Below are 14936 nucleotides of genomic sequence, written 5' to 3' on the forward strand. Positions count from 1 at the left end.
CAAAAGCTTTCCGGGTATATTAACCATTCGAGGTCTGGTCTGGCCAGCACAAAAGGCCCTCCGTCGGCAGGTGTGCCGACGGAGGGTTGAGAACTACTGATCTTTGTTCAGAAACTCGGCTGGATCGAAATGATAAGTCTCCGAGCAGAATTCGCAGGAGATCTTGATGACACCTTCTTCCGCGCTTTCTTTCATCTCTTCTGCCGTGAAGCCAGCCAGAATTCCATGCAGCCGCTCACGAGAGCAAGAGCACTCGTCACGAACCGGCGTTCCTTCGAACACGCGCACACCGTGCTCATGGAACAGCCGATACAGCAGGCGTTCCGAGCCGACGGTCGGGTCCAGAAGTTCACTTGGTTCCACAGTTGCGACCAACGCCTGCGCTTCCGACCAGGAATCGTCTTCAACATGACCATTCTGGCCGTCGTCGCCATCTCCGCCATGAAGGTCGGGTAGACGGGCACGGTCCTGCGAGGCAGGCAGGAACTGCGTGATCAGGCCACCGGCGCGCCAGCGCGCCTCGCCGCCTTCGCCGCGGACCAACTGTCGGGCGACCGCAAGGCGAACATCGGTCGGGATCTGTTCCGACTGGCGGAAATAGATTTTCGCTGCCTCCTCAAGAGAGGTCTGGTCGAGCGGAACGATGCCCTGATAGCGCTGCATATGCGCGCCCTGATCCACGGTCAGAGCAAGGACACCCTTACCGAGAAGGTCCTCGGTTGAGGTTCTGCCAGCCTTGATCGCCTCATCGACGAGTTCTGCATCGTAGCTGGCATAGGCGCGCAGGGAATGCGGCGTGGAAAAATCCGCCACAAGGAGGCTGACGGGACCGTCGGAGCGAGTCTGGACGATGAACTTGCCCTGGAATTTCAGTGAAGTACCAAGCAGCACGGTCAGCGTCATCGCTTCAGCGAGAAGGCGAGCGACGGGCTCCGGATAGTTGTGCCGCGAAAGGATCGCGTCGATGAGCCGACCAAGCTGAACCGAGCGCCCGCGTATGTCGAGCGCTTCCACAGCGAACGGTACAACATGGTCGTCGCCGGCGAATCCGAATTCGCCGAGATTTCTCTGGGTCTCAGCCACTGGAATATCCTGTCAGTTGGGCCTGCGTCGCAATTTTGGGCGCGGGGTCGTTACATGCGTTTTGCGTGCAAGCGCGCCCCATTTCAAGGGGCATGCACGCGCGACCTTGCGCATCGGGTGTTCGTACACCAGACAGGCGCTCAAGATCCGGGTGAGCCGCTCAGATAGGGTCGCTCACCTTCGTGATCAAGCGCGGAAGCACCAGGCGATGATTGCCTTCTGGGCATGGAGGCGGTTTTCGGCTTCGTCGAACACCACGGAGTGCGGCCCGTCGATCACCTCGTCCGTCACCTCTTCGCCGCGATGAGCAGGCAGGCAGTGCATGAAAAGCGCATCAGGCTTGGCGCGCGCCATGAGGTCTGCGTTGACTTGATAGGGCTGGAACACGCTGTTGCCGCGCGCGCGATGCTCCTGGCCCATGGAGACCCAGGTGTCGGTCACGACGCAGTCTGCCCCTTCGACAGCGTCTTCGGCCGAGCGGGTCAACGTGATGCGAGCGCCGTTTTCCTTTGCCCAATCCAGATATTTCTGGGAGGGCTCGCTACCTTCCGGCACTGCAATATTTAGCCTGAAGTCAAAGCGAGCCGACGCCTCCATGAGGGAGTGGAGCACGTTGTTGCCGTCACCGGTCCAGGCGAAGAGCTTGTCGCGAACCGGGCCGCGATGTTCCTCGTAGGTCATGATGTCGGCCATGATCTGGCACGGATGGGTATCGTCCGTCAGGGCGTTGATGACCGGAACGGTCGCATGCTCGGCAAGCTCGAGCAGGCGGTCATGTTCCATGGTGCGGATCATGATCGCGTCGACATAGCGCGACAGGACCTTGGCGGTATCTGCAATAGTCTCCGAGCGCCCAAGCTGCATCTCGGTGCCGGTAAGCATAAGCGTCTCGCCGCCGAGCTGGCGCATGCCGACGTCAAAAGATACGCGCGTACGAGTGGACGGCTTTTCGAAGATCATCGCCAGAACCTTGCCGGCGAGAGGTCTCGAGACCTCGCCTGCCTTCAGGCGGTGCTTTCGTGCGCAAGCATCATCGAGGATCTGGCGCAGATCTTCGGACGAAAGCGCGGACAGGTCGGTGAAATGGCGATAATCTTTGTTCATTGTGCTGCTTCCCCCTCAGCGACAAGTTTTGTGGCTGCGCTGCGGATATTTGCAATCGCCTGACGGATCTCGTCCTCAGTGACTGTCAGTGGCGGCAGAAGGCGAACAACATTGTCGCCCGCGGGAACTGCCAGAAGGCGCTCCTCGCGCATGGCGCCCGCTACGGCCCCGTTCGGCATCTTGCACTTCAGGCCGAGCATCAAGCCCGAGCCGCGCACATCCTCAAAGACAGACGGGAACTCATCAACAAGCGAGGCGAGGCCCTGCTTGGCGAGATTGCCCTTTTGCTGGATGCCTTCTAGGAAGCCGTCTTCAAGAATGACGTCGAGAACGGCATTGCCGACGGCCATCGCCAGCGGATTTCCACCGAACGTCGTGCCGTGAACGCCAGCCGTCATTCCCATGGACGCCCTTTCGGTTGCAAGGCATGCGCCGAGCGGGAAGCCGCCCCCGATGCCCTTTGCGATCGCCATGATATCCGGCTGAATTGATGACCACTCATAACCATAGAGCTTGCCGGTGCGGCCAACGCCCGACTGAACTTCGTCGACGATGAGAAGCAGACCATGCTTGTCACATAGTGCGCGCAGGTTTTCGAGGAATTTCGGTGGCAGGGGCCGAATGCCGCCTTCACCCTGGACCGGCTCGATGAGGAAGGCTGCGGTCTCTGACGTGATTGCCTTCTCGGCAGCGTCGAGATCTCCAAACGGCACTTGATCGAACCCCTCGACCTTCGGACCAAACCCTTCAAGATATTTCGGCTGGCCGCCAGCTGCGATGGTCGCCAGGGTGCGGCCGTGGAAAGCGCCTTCGAAGGTGACGATGCGGAAGCGCTCAGGCGCGCCGTTCACATAATGATAGCGACGCGCGGTCTTGATTGCGCACTCAAGCGCCTCTGCACCCGAATTGGTGAAGAACGCGCGGTCGGCAAAGCTGGAGGCTGCAAGGCGCTCACCCAGACGGCTCTGGCCGGGGATCTCGTAGAGATTTGAAACGTGCCAGAGCTTCTGCGCCTGCTCGGTCAGAGCGGCGACAAGGTGCGGGTGCGAATGTCCAAGCGAGTTGACCGCGATGCCACCTGCGAAATCGAGGTAGCGTTCCCCGGCCTCGGTTATCAGCCAGCTGCCTTCACCTCGCTCAAATGCCAGCGGCGCTCGTGCGAAGGTTTCAAAAAGGGCCGATCCGCTCATTTCATGCAACTCCGGTCGTTCCGGTCAGTGACAATAAAAATAGCCGCCCAAAGGGCGGCAAAAGCCAGCTTATATCGACCTTTAAAAGAGGTGTGTCAAATAAAACGTGCCCGGAACCTTCCGCTCCGGAACTTCACCTGCTTGGGCGGAGACCAAGTTGGGGAAAACCGTAAAAACTGATTCGGGCGACGAAAGGGACTCTTGTCACGGAGTCAGCCGATACTGTAGCTTGAGGGCCAGAAAAACTAGATTTCGTGCGGCGGATCTAATCACCCCGATACATATGGTGTCGAGCCGGCCTTGGCCGGGCGCTGGTGGATTCCGACTCCGTCGCTAGCATGAAGCAGGAGCCTCTCCTCATGAATTGGACCGACGAACGCGTTGAACTGCTGAGGAAACTCTGGGCGGAGGGTCTGAGCGCGAGCCAGATCGCAACTCAACTTGGGGGCGTCAGCCGCAACGCTGTTATCGGCAAGGTGCACCGTCTGAAACTCTCGGGCAGGGGCCGCGCCACGGCAGCTCAGCCGCGAGCAAAGAAGGTTGCGCCAGCAGCTGCTCCGGTAAAAGTGCAGACGCGTCCCGCAGCGCGCACGATCACGGCAACCGTAGGCGCAACTGCACTTGCAGCGCAGTTTGACGCCGAGCCGGTTGTTCATCAGGTGCTGCGCCCGATCGAGGACGTGGTTGTGCCGATTTCGCGCAACCTGTCGCTGATCGAGCTCACCGAGCGCACCTGCAAATGGCCTAACGGTGACCCGCTTCACGACGATTTCAGCTTCTGCGGAAATCAGTCGGGCGAGAGCAGCCCATATTGCGGCTATCACGCAAAGCTTGCCTATCAGCCGGCGTCGGAGCGTCGTCGCGCTCGCTAAGTTCCGGAAAAGATACGGACCAAGAAAAGGGAGCTGCGGGCTCCCTTTTTTATTTTCGCGTTTCTACGGCCTAAGCCAGGAAATATTTGAAATGACGTTTGTCGGGCGTTACGGAAGTTAAGGTTGCGCCGTCAGGAAACTATTCTTCCGGGCTTTCGCGGATGACAATTTGGTGGCTCTTGTCGACCTTGACGCGATCCATCGGCAGCATCTCACCAGTCACCACGTGGTAGACCGTTTCGGCGATGTTGGTGGCATGGTCACCAATGCGCTCGATGTTCTTGGCGCAGAACAAGAGGTGCGTACAGGGGGAAATGTTGCGCGGATCTTCCATCATGTATGTGAGAAGTTCCCGGAAGAGGGAGGTGTACATCGCGTCGATCTCTTCGTCGCGGCTGCGCACAAAACCAATCGTGCTGACCTCTCTCGAGGCATAAACGTCGAGCACCTGCTTTAGCTGGGTGAGGGCCAGCGTGGTCAGCGCTTCCAGGCCACGGAAAAGCTGGACAGGCTGCCGCACCTCGGTGACGGCTACGACGCGCTTGGCGATATTCTTTCCAAGATCTCCGACGCGTTCGAGGTCGGCCGCGATCTTTATCGCGCCGAGAATTTCGCGCAGATCATCCGCCATGGGCTGACGTCGGGCGATCATCAGAATCGCTTGATCGTCGATCCATCGCTGACCTTCATCAAGGGTCGCGTCGTCGGCAATGACTTTGCGCGCCAGATCCGTGTCCGCATTGACGAGCGCCGCCATGGCCTCATCGACCATGCGCTCGGCTAGTCCGCCCATCGATGCGATGCGATTGCCGAGTTCGGCAAGTTCATGATCGTAGGCACGCACGATGTGAGGAGACAGCATGATAGTGACGAACCGCTTGAAAGAGTTTCCTCAGGGTAATCCGCCCTGATGACAGAATAAAGAACACGTTTACGACAAGGGCAGGTGCACACAGAAGGTTGAGCCTTCGCCGGGTGTCGAATGGATGGTCAGCCGTCCCGCATGGCGCGTCAATATGTGCTTGACGATGGCAAGGCCAAGCCCGGTCCCGTTTCTTACGCGGCTTTTCTCGACGTCTACCCGATAGAACCTCTCAGTCAGTCGCGGAATGTGTTCTTCGGCAATGCCAGGCCCGAAATCGCGGAAGCAGATTGTTGCTTCGGGGCCGGTGCCGCGTCCAACCTTCAGGGACACCTCGACGCGCTCGCCTTGCTGGCCATATTTGCACGCGTTTTCCAGAAGATTGGAGAAGACCTGGATCAGCTCGTCCCGGTCTCCCGCAACGACGATCGGTGCATCTGGCGGCGTGAAATTGATGGCAACGTTATAATCTTTGGCCAGATGCGACATGGTCTCGAGAAGCCCAGATAAAAGGCCTCCAAGCTCAACCTTTTGCTGAGGCCGCGTATGCGGCTTCATCTCGATGCGCGAAAGCGAAAGCAGATCATCGATCAGCCGGGCCATGCGGGCCGTCTGCGCCTGCATGATCTGCAGGAAGTTCTCGCGTGCCTTGGCATCATCCTTCGCGGGCCCGCGCAGTGTTTCGATGAAGCCGGAAATCGAAGCAAGCGGCGTTCGAAGCTCGTGGCTGGCATTGGCGATGAAGTCAGCACGCATGCGATCGATGCGACGGGTTTCGCTTTGGTCCTTGAAGTGGACCAGGAATATCCCGGATTCTGACTGGAGCGGCTGGATCGAAATCAGGAATACCCGCTCGATAGGCACGCGTTCGCTGTATTCGATCTCGCCGGAGCTTTTTGTGCGCAGCGCGTTCATAAGCAATTGCTGCATTTCCGGCGAGCGAAACCGATGCTGCAGTAGCGTGCCGACGCGGATCGTTCCAAATGAGGCGATTGCAGCGGGGTTGGCGTAGCGTGCGGCGCCATATCCATCGATCAGGATCACCGGATCAGGCAGGACATTGGCCAGTTCCCGCGCAGCCAGAATGTCGATGACATCCGCAGCTCGGCCCATCTGGGATTTCATGTTCAAGTTACCCTGTATCTGTCGAATGGGGTCGATTGTTACGAGCCCAAAAGAGCTTTGTCAGATAACTATCACAGATTTGTAACGGTTGCCGGAATGGCGGCTTTTTGCTGGGGAGAGTTGTTAGCCGAACGCGGCGTCGCTGTTCGGCGATGGGGCGTCTTGTGCCAATGGTGAGGCCGCCAGTAAAGCTCCCACAGCGCTGCCCAACCCGCCAGCGACAGCAATGTCCAGTGCACCGGCGTCAGCAAGATCACCTTCGGAAGCGAGGGGCGCTCCGGTAACGGGTGACTGCGCCACCCAAGCACGATGAAGGTGGCGTATCCCGCCAGCAGTGCGATGAGCACAAACAGGCTGTATATTCCGTCCATCCATGCAGCGTCGCCGGTCGTCAGGATGGCGCAGTGATAGGTCACCGAAACCAGAAAGATCGGGTGCACCAGCGATGAGACGATCATCCCGAACATCAGGATCTGGACAGTTATGAAACCGCTGGTGCCAAGCTCGCGCCACAATAGGATCGGGTGACGCATGTGGACGAGCCAGGTTTGCATCCAACCCTTGAACCAGCGGATCCGCTGTGGGAGCCATTCACGGAGGTTTTCGGGCGCGTCTTCCAGCGTTGGATTGCGGATGATGCCGACGTGGTATCCATAACGCGCAAAGCGCACGCCAAGATCCGCATCTTCTGTGACGTTGAACGGGTCCCAGCCGCCAACTTCTTGCAGGACAGAGCGGCGGAAATGATTTGAGGTCCCGCCGAGGGGTAAGGGCACCTTCTTGCGCGCAAGATAGGGCAAGAGCCCGCGAAACAGGCCCGCATACTCGAACGCGAACATGGTCGCGAGAATGCTGCTGTGGGAATTGCTGATAATCAGCGGTGCCTGCACGCATGCGAGGTCCGGACCTTCACGACGGAAAGCTGCGTAGGCAGCGGCAAGTTGAAACGGGTCCGGCCGATCTTCGGCGTCATAAAGGGTTACTAACTCCCCGCTGCAAAGCGGGAGCGCATAGGCAAGGGCCTTTGGCTTGGTGCGCGGCAGGCTCGGCGGCACTTCAACGATTTCGATGCAGGGATGAAGCCGGTGAGCTTTGAGGGCGGCCAGCGTCTCTGCATCATCAGCCTCGCAGACGATCTTGATCTCGAGCTTGCTGCGCGGCCATTGCAGCATGCCGAGCGCTACCAGAAGCTGAGGCACCACCTCTTTCTCCCGATAAAGCGCGACAATCACGGAGTAGATCGGCAGCTCATCAGGATCGCCCAGCTGTACGTGCCGTCGCTGGACAGGTCGCGCATCCTGCAGAGCCAAAAGCCGCAGGACCATGCAGCCGAGAAAGGTAATCGCAGCAATCAGGTGTATGATTAAAAGCGTGAGATGCGGCGTGAACGCAAGGCAGCCGGCGAATGCTGCGAAGAGTATACCGAGAAGGATCCCCTGCCGGCCGGTAATGACAGTTCCGGCACTCAGATCCGGAGATCGGAGTGCATGCGCATTTTGTGCGTCAAACAGGAGCCGTCCGCTGCTCCTGCGGATCAGCGCTTTACGCAGTGTAGACGGCGGCGCTATGCGCAATCGGCGCGCCAGTTCGGGATGCTCTTCGATCTTCTTCTTGAGGGGCCCGAAATCAAGATCCTTCCGGGAGATGACATGAACGGTGTTGCCGTGCCGGTCTGTCAAAAGCGTGAGCGGGATGCCAAAGCTTCTGCTCAGGCCTTCAAGGCGAGCGTCAGCCGCCATGACGATTTGCTGCGGGGAGATCCTCGAGATGAACCCGATGCCAAGCTCGGCTGCGATGGCCTGATAAAATCGCGCTTCGTCGATTCTACCTGAGGCAAGGGCCTCGCGTGCAAAGCCCGTGTCGTTTGCCACCGCCTTCCTGGCAATGCTGGTTGCGTTCTCGGCGGAGATCGATGCCCGATTCAGAACGGGGTGCCACTCGCGCAAGATCTGTGCGATGCGCAGCTCACGGATATTTTCATGAGACAGAAGGAGAGGGCGTCGATCGTGAGCCGTTCGGGGCGCGAGGTGCATAATCCCGGGCGATTGGCTATATGTCTCTGTCCTTAGTGGAGGTTGTGCAATTGCAGGCACTTGCTCGCTCCTTATGACTGCAGACAGGTGTCCGGTGTCGTCGTGAAGGAGGTTGCTCGATCGGCGCAAAAGGTTAGATCGATGTGCGCGAGTATGAGTGACGCACAATACAAGCAATATACTCCCGCCCAAAAGGTATGCTTGCATGTTATTTAAGAATTTTCAAATATTATAATTTTTACTTAATAGGGGCGTTAACTTATTTGGCGGATGGAGGAGCCGGCGCAGTGTGGTTGACACTCCAGCTGCAGAGAGCGCAGATAGATGCCCGTCTTGAGAACCGCGTGAATGTTCCGCTCCGCCGTCAAATCCATCATCGTCGCCCTCGTTCCGTTGCTGCTTGCCAACGGTTTTGGCGGCACGCTGGCGAGAGCCGCCGAGCCAACCATTCCAAATTATTGGGATGACAAGGAACGACTGCCGCGGCCGGATCTGACGAGTGTCAGCCGCATTCGCTTTCTGACGACAATCGATTTTCCGCCCTTCAGCTATCTCGACCAGCAGAACCGGTTGAGCGGCTTTCATGTCGATCTTGCGCGTGCCATATGCCGTGAACTTGACGTCGCGGCACGCTGCCAGATCCAGGGGCTGCCTTGGGAGGAACTCGATGCCGCGATTGAGAGCGGGCAGGGCGAGGCGCTGATTGCCGGTGTTCCGGTAAATGCGGAAACGCGCGAAACCTACCTTTTTACCCGTCCATATCTGCGCTTTCCGGCCCGGTTTGCCGTCAAGACGGACAAGCCTCTCAATGAGCCTGTTTATAAATCTGTGTCGGGTCGCCGCGTCGGCGTCTTGGCGGGTTCAGCGCATGAAGCAATGTTGCGCAGCTATTTCGCGTCAGCCAGACCGGTGACCTATTCGCGTCCCGAGTGGATGCTGGATGATCTGCGAGAAGGTAAGCTGGACGCGGTCTTTGGAGACGGACTCCGCCTCTCGTTTTGGCTTGCCAGCACTAATGCAGAAAATTGCTGTCGCTTTGCCGGAGGGGCATATGTGGCTCCGGAATTTCTTGGTGCCGGACTGGCAATCGCCGTCCGACACGATGGTGACACGCTGGTGCAGGCGTTCGACTATGCCTTGAGGGAAATATCGGTGAAGGGCGTTTTCGCCGAACTCTATCTCAAATATTTCCCGGTTAGCTTTTACTGAGTGAAGGCGCGGTGGCGGATGCTGGCGGCCCTGTCGATGGCCCCGACCGCTGCATCGTCAATCGCCAGCTTGCTGCGCAAAATGTCGAGGATGCGAAGCTCCTCAAGCGCGACCGAATGGTCGGCTGATGCGACATCGACCGCAAGAGCATAGGCGGTCTCGCGCATCTCCGGTGAAAGAGCATTTGATATCATGGCCAGGACCCCTTCAAGCCCTGCTTCTTCATGGAGCAGCTTCTGGCAGTCCTGAGCCGCCTCCAGCGTCCGTGACTGCGGAAAGTCGGCAAAAGCAGGAAGCGTGCGAATGATTGCTCCAATCCGTGCCAGTTCTTCGTCGCGCATGTTTCGGTCAGAGGCTGACACGATCACCATTATGTAGACTAGCGCTTCCTGAGCGGTCGGCTGAGCCATGAATCCCTCCTGCACTGCAATAAGTAAATCTATCCGGGGCAAAGTTAGGAAGCCACCCCGCGAGCCGCAATGAAAAAGCGGTGACATCATTGACGCACCTCACATGCATGCTTAGAGGTTCATCCGCGTGCAGATGTGCCGCCAAACCCTCATGGAAAGTTAGGAAATGACTTCTTTGCGATCAAATTCGCTTCAAGTGACGCCGGAAATCCTTGCCGCGGCGCGTGAAAGCAAAGCGTGGCCCTTTGAAGAGGCTCGCAAGATCGTAAAACGTTATGAGGTCCGCGACTGGCCGGAGGCGGTTCTGTTCGAGAGCGGATATGGGCCATCCGGCCTGCCGCATATCGGCACGTTCGGCGAGGTGGCGCGCACAACGATGGTGCGTCATGCGTTTCGTATCCTGACTGAGGACAAGGTGCCGACGAGGCTCCTGTCGTTCTCCGATGACATGGACGGCATGCGCAAGATCCCGGAAAACGTGCCGGATCGCTCTTTCCTCGAGCCGCATCTGCACAAGCCGCTCACCGCTGTGCCAAACCCTTTTGGCGAGGACCATGACAGCTTCGGCGCGCACAACAATGCGATGCTGCGCCGCTTCCTCGACACGTTCGGCTTCGAATACGAGTTTGCAAGCGCAACCGATTATTACAAGTCCGGTCGCTTCGACGGGATCTTGCGCCTCGTAGCCGAGCGTTATGATCAGATCATGGACATTATGCTGCCGACCTTGGGCGAGGAACGCCGCGCGACCTATTCGCCGTTCCTGCCGATCTCGCCGAAAACAGGGCAGGTTCTCTACGTACCGATCAAGAAGGTGGACGCCGTCAATGCGACGATCACCTATGATAATCCGGATGGCGAGGAGGTGACCCAGTCGATCCTCGGCGGCAGTGTCAAGCTGCAGTGGAAGCCAGACTTCGGCGCCCGCTGGGCTGCGCTCAACGTTGACTTCGAGATGTTCGGCAAGGACCACGGTCCGAACATGGGGGTCTACGACAATATCTGTAAGGTGCTTGGTGGCTTGCCGCCGGAGCACTTCGTGTACGAGCTCTTCCTTGATGAGAACGGCGAGAAAATCTCCAAGTCGAAGGGCAATGGTCTGACGATCGACGAGTGGTTGACCTACGCGCCGACGGAAAGCCTTGCGCTTTACATGTTCCAGAAGCCGCGTACGGCGAAGAAGCTCTATTTTGACGTCATTCCGCGCGCCGTTGACGAATATTACGCCTTCCTGTCGGCCTACCAGCGTCAGGAATGGAAGGAGCGTCTTGGCAACCCCGTCTATCACATCCACAGCGGCAACGTGCCGGTGGTGGATCTTCCGGTGTCCTTCGCGCTGCTGCTCAATCTTGTCAGCGCCTCGAACGCGCACGAACCGGCTGTATTGTGGGGGTTCATCTCGCGCCATGCACCGGGCGTCACGCCGCAGACACATCCTGAACTTGACCGTCTCGTCGGTTACGCGATCCGCTACTTCGAAGACTTCGTGAAGCCGACGAAAGTCTTTCGTGCGCCGGACGAGGTGGAAGCTGAGGCACTCAAGGCACTGTCGGATACGCTCGCAGCGTTGCCGGCTGGTGCCGATGGCGAAGCCATTCAGAACGCTGCGCTCGACGTTGCCCGCGCTATCGAACGCTATCAGGACCACAAGAAGAAGAGCCCCGAGGGTGGCCCCGGCGTTTCCGTCGCGTTCTTCCAGATGATTTATCAGGTGCTGATCGGTCAGGAGCGCGGCCCGCGCTTCGGTTCGTTCGCTGCGCTCTACGGCATCGACAACACGCGGACCCTGATCGCCAAGGCGCTGGCCGGAGAATTAGTTGCCTGATTGAGGGGGCTCGTCCGGCAATTCAACGGGCGGAAGCACAGAAGAAACAAGAGGAGCGGGGCCGAACAAGCCCCGCTTTTTCTTTTTGGCTTCCTCTGCAAGTTCAGAATAGGGGCCCGCAGTCTCGGCCCTGACCCAGCCTTGTGTCACCAGCCACTCCGCAGCATCCTGCTTGCCCAGATGACAGGTTGTGACGGTGGTTGATTGGGCTGGCGTCGCAGGCACGATGCAGCTGATCGCGCGCCCTCGCAGCCAATTGCGGAAGGCCGTACGCGCATGAATGCCGCAAGGCCAGCTCTTGCCTGCCTCGCTGCATTTTTCATCGGCGGCCGTTGGCACGATCCCTTCGAGGCGGATGCGATGGCCATTTGCTTCGAATTCACCGGCGCGCTCTGATAGCGGCCGGTAGAGCAGCGTTGCCTTGTCCCCCGGGCGCGACTCGTCTGACTGGGCGATATCGAAAGTGGGTTCGATCCGCTCAAGGTCTTGTGGGGAGATGACGGGGACGGCGAGGAGCTCGGGGCTGGCTGGCCGAATTGGCATGGGCGGGGTGGATGCCGAAGGCCGAGGGGGCATCGGCTCTGCAGGTGCCTCAGACTGTTGTGCAGGCGATTGACTGACCTCGCTGCCTGTCGAGTGGGCAATCAACAGGCTTGCGGCGCTGATCACCCCTGCCAGTCCTATTCCTACGGCGAGGGGGCGCATCAGGTCACCTATTGGCTGGCCCAGATTATTCGGGCGATCCATTCGACCTCGTGCACGGGGATCGACCGATTGGGATGCTCTGGATTGAGCGACACGAGCTCGATTTTCTCTCTCGTTCTAGCCGCAAGGAGCTTGGCGGTAACTTCGCCGCCGCGCGTACGCACCACCACCCGATCGCCCTTGCGCACATTTGCGGTCGGATTAACGATCAGTGTGTCGCCGTCGCGATAGAGCGGCCACATGGAATCGCCATGCACCTGAAGTGCGTAAGACCCCTCAGGTGTCCCCGGAGGAGCCGCGATGACGTCCCAACCTTCACCCTGAGGGAAGCCCGCATCATCGAAATATCCGCCTGCACCCGCCTGCGCGAAGCCCAGAAGCGGAACCGTTTGCGAGGCTGCGCGATCACTTCCGTCGATGAGAGAGACAAGCTCATCCAGAGAGACGCCTGTGGCCGCGAGGATCTTTGCCAGCGATTCCGTGGAGGGCCAGCGCGGCCGCCCGTCAGATGATGTGCGCTTGGACTTGTTGAAAGCGGTGGAATCCAGACCCGCGCGCCGGGCAAGCCCCGAGGGCGACAGCGAATGCCTTTCGGCAAGGGCGTCGATGGCGGCCCAAAGCTGGTGATGCGAAAGCATGGCTCATCCGTCGGCGAAGGAAATGCCTTCCGCAATTGTTATCGATTTCGCGTGCCGGGGTCCAGCCGAGGCGGAACGAAAAGCCAGAAAGGAAATTGGTTCCGCTCACGAGGGATGCTGCATGAAGCATATACGAACCAGCTTTCCGCGATTGATGTTTTTGCCGCTTGAGAGCCAACTGGATCGGCTCGGGCGCAAATTGATGCAGCCGGAAGGCGGGCTTCGCTTTGATTTTTGCGAGCCGGTGGGGGAGGAGGCGCTGCTGCCGCCGAACTCGATATCCTGGCGGCTGTTCAAAAATCCGGTCTCTCTTTTCATCGGCGGGGTCGCCGCAGTCATACTCGAACTGGCGGAGCCGTCCGTTCGCACGGGTGTTTGGGAACACAGCACTTTTCGCAAGGACCCTGCAGGTCGCCTGCAGCGCACAGGCCTCGCGGCTATGGTGACCGTCTATGGGGCGAGGAGCAGGGCGAAAAAGATGATTGAGGGCGTCGTGCGCCAGCATGAGCGCGTAGGCGGGGTTACTCCGGGCGGTATCGCCTACCGCGCCAACGACACACCGCTTCTGGACTGGGTGCAGGCGACCGCAACCTTCGGGTTCGCACTGGCTTACAGCCGCTATGTGGACACGCTGAGCGAAGCGGAAATCTCAACAGCCTTCGCCGAGGCGACCATTCCTGGTAAGCTGTATGGCGCAAGGGGGGCGCCTACATCCGTGACCGAATGGGAAGAGATGCTCGAGGATGTTCGCATCCGCTTGGAGCCGTCGCCGATCATTGAGGAGTTTCTCAAGTTGATCTCGGAAGCAGATGTGTTTCCTTCCGTCCTGCGCCCCATACAACGGTCCATGGTCCGGGCGGCGGTCTCCCTGGTGCCGCAGGAAATTAGAACCTTCCTCAGACTGCCCCACAGCTACGAGATGCGACTTGGCGAAGAGAACCTTCTGCGGCAGGCGGGTGCCATGGCAGACCGCCTTGTGCTGCCATCTCTGCCACCCGCGCAATCATGCCTGAGATTGGGCCTGCCGGCGGATCATCTTTACCGTTAGCGGCTTGGCCGCCCCCTCCGCCGCTTCGCGACACCTCCGCCATGAATGGGGGAGGAGCTCCGGAGATCGCTGCGTTCGACGTTCAGATCCTCCCCCGCGAAGCGGGGTGAGGGGGACCACCGAAGGTGGTGGAGGGGGCGCCCTGAGAGAAACCTACGTCAGGCCCTTCGCGAGCTGCCTTAACCCCGTATGCGAGGACATGAAAATGCGTTCTTCTTCGCTTGGCGCGCGGGGCTTGTCGGTGACGCCGAGGGTTTCAAAAAGATCGTCAATCTTGAGGAAACTTCGATTGTTGAAATCGTAGACGCCGGCGGTGGTCATGACGAGGGCAGCGGTGCGGCCATCTTCAAGAACGAAGCGATGCCGCCCGATAATCTGCGTGTCGTCCCAGGTTTCAACAGTCGACACGACGTCAAACTTCTTCCAGAGCTTGATTTCCCGGACATAGACGGTTTGAAGGCCGCCCATCATCGGGGCCCATTTGTTCTTGCGCGCCAGGGACAGCAACCCGGCACGTACAAAGATGTCGATCCGGCCAACGTCGGCGAGCATCATGTAGCGCGCGTTGTTCAGATGCGCATTGCCGTCGATATCCGTCGGCAGGCAGCGGAAGGAGAGGCGGCTTTCATCGCCGACCTTGTAAGGACCGCGCGACCTGGCGGTCGCCATCATCCGGGCAAGCCGGAGCCAAACATACATTTTCGATTACCTTCAAGCGGGGGCGATATTCATGCCACCCCTCTGCCCTAACGGGCGCCTCACCTGCAAGGCTGGTTGGACAATATTGCGGAAGTTGGCATCTGCATTTCGAACGGGGCCTTCCCCTTTCTCC

General features: G+C 59.1%; 14 protein-coding genes. 4 read left to right on the forward strand and 10 right to left on the reverse strand.

The genetic code is table 11. The features are described from left to right. Window positions 1-93: 93 nt before the first annotated feature. The 3 genes from IOD40_RS10290 to IOD40_RS10300 form a co-directional block, all read right to left on the reverse strand. Window positions 94-1083 carry an Hsp33 family molecular chaperone gene (locus IOD40_RS10290; protein ID WP_198476462.1) on the reverse strand — a complete coding sequence of 330 codons (990 nt, stop codon included), beginning with the start codon at window positions 1081-1083 and terminating at the stop codon, window positions 94-96. A gap of 186 nt (window positions 1084-1269) precedes the next feature. Further along, window positions 1270-2187: an ornithine carbamoyltransferase gene (gene argF / locus IOD40_RS10295; RefSeq protein ID WP_198476463.1), complete on the reverse strand. Its 918-nt coding sequence runs from the start codon at window positions 2185-2187 to the stop codon at window positions 1270-1272. Next, complete coding sequence (locus IOD40_RS10300; protein WP_198476464.1) at window positions 2184-3377, reverse strand: aspartate aminotransferase family protein; 1194 nt, start codon at window positions 3375-3377, stop codon at window positions 2184-2186. The genes argF and IOD40_RS10300 overlap by 4 nt, the downstream gene beginning before the upstream one ends. 359 nt (window positions 3378-3736) lie before the next feature. On the opposite strand from IOD40_RS10300, the gene IOD40_RS10305 reads away from it, so the two are divergent. Next, window positions 3737-4249, forward strand: coding sequence for a GcrA family cell cycle regulator (locus tag IOD40_RS10305; RefSeq protein ID WP_198476465.1), 513 nt, complete (start codon window positions 3737-3739; stop codon window positions 4247-4249). A 139-nt stretch (window positions 4250-4388) separates the two neighbouring features. Here the strand turns inward: IOD40_RS10305 and phoU are convergent, their stop codons facing one another. From phoU to IOD40_RS10320, 3 genes are all read right to left on the reverse strand, one after another. Next, the gene (gene phoU / locus IOD40_RS10310) at window positions 4389-5111 is read right to left on the reverse strand and encodes a phosphate signaling complex protein PhoU (RefSeq protein WP_198476466.1); all 723 of its coding nucleotides are present in this window, start codon (window positions 5109-5111) and stop codon (window positions 4389-4391) included. A 69-nt stretch (window positions 5112-5180) separates the two neighbouring features. Next, on the reverse strand, window positions 5181-6236 hold the full coding sequence (locus IOD40_RS10315; protein ID WP_198476467.1) for an ATP-binding protein: 1056 nt from the start codon (window positions 6234-6236) through the stop codon (window positions 5181-5183). A 71-nt stretch (window positions 6237-6307) separates the two neighbouring features. Continuing rightward, the gene (locus IOD40_RS10320) at window positions 6308-8182 is read right to left on the reverse strand and encodes a glycosyltransferase family 2 protein (RefSeq protein WP_210336857.1); all 1875 of its coding nucleotides are present in this window, start codon (window positions 8180-8182) and stop codon (window positions 6308-6310) included. Window positions 8183-8617: 435 nt separating this feature from the next. Here IOD40_RS10320 and IOD40_RS10325 point away from each other — a divergent pair, with 435 nt between their 5' ends. After that, a complete protein-coding gene (locus IOD40_RS10325; RefSeq protein WP_198476469.1) occupies window positions 8618-9478 on the forward strand; it encodes a transporter substrate-binding domain-containing protein in 861 nt (286 codons plus the stop codon). Here the strand turns inward: IOD40_RS10325 and IOD40_RS10330 are convergent. Then, on the reverse strand, window positions 9472-9888 hold the full coding sequence (locus IOD40_RS10330) for a tellurite resistance TerB family protein (protein ID WP_198476470.1): 417 nt from the start codon (window positions 9886-9888) through the stop codon (window positions 9472-9474). The genes IOD40_RS10325 and IOD40_RS10330 overlap by 7 nt on opposite strands. A 166-nt stretch (window positions 9889-10054) precedes the next feature. Between IOD40_RS10330 and IOD40_RS10335 the strand changes: the two genes are divergently transcribed. After that, on the forward strand, window positions 10055-11713 hold the full coding sequence (locus tag IOD40_RS10335) for a lysine--tRNA ligase (RefSeq protein WP_198476471.1): 1659 nt from the start codon (window positions 10055-10057) through the stop codon (window positions 11711-11713). On the opposite strand, the gene IOD40_RS10340 is transcribed toward IOD40_RS10335, so the two are convergent. Both IOD40_RS10340 and IOD40_RS10345 read right to left on the reverse strand, forming a co-directional pair. After that, window positions 11702-12460 (reverse strand): thermonuclease family protein, encoded by a 759-nt coding sequence (locus IOD40_RS10340; protein ID WP_198476472.1) that lies wholly within the window; start codon window positions 12458-12460, stop codon window positions 11702-11704. The two genes, IOD40_RS10335 and IOD40_RS10340, sit on opposite strands and share 12 nt — an antisense overlap. Further along, the gene (locus tag IOD40_RS10345) at window positions 12427-13056 is read right to left on the reverse strand and encodes a S24 family peptidase (protein WP_198476473.1); all 630 of its coding nucleotides are present in this window, start codon (window positions 13054-13056) and stop codon (window positions 12427-12429) included. The genes IOD40_RS10340 and IOD40_RS10345 overlap by 34 nt, the downstream gene beginning before the upstream one ends. 121 nt (window positions 13057-13177) lie before the next feature. Between IOD40_RS10345 and IOD40_RS10350 the strand changes: the two genes are divergently transcribed. Beyond that, entirely contained in the window at window positions 13178-14104 is a 927-nt protein-coding gene (locus IOD40_RS10350; protein WP_198476474.1) for an oxygenase MpaB family protein, read from the forward strand. Window positions 14105-14257: 153 nt separating this feature from the next. On the opposite strand, the gene IOD40_RS10355 is transcribed toward IOD40_RS10350, so the two are convergent. Continuing rightward, the gene (locus IOD40_RS10355) at window positions 14258-14803 is read right to left on the reverse strand and encodes a thioesterase family protein (RefSeq protein ID WP_198476475.1); all 546 of its coding nucleotides are present in this window, start codon (window positions 14801-14803) and stop codon (window positions 14258-14260) included. Window positions 14804-14936 lie beyond the last annotated feature (133 nt).

This window comes from Aquamicrobium zhengzhouense (assembly GCF_016124105.1).
GTDB lineage: Bacteria > Pseudomonadota > Alphaproteobacteria > Rhizobiales > Rhizobiaceae > Aerobium > Aerobium zhengzhouense.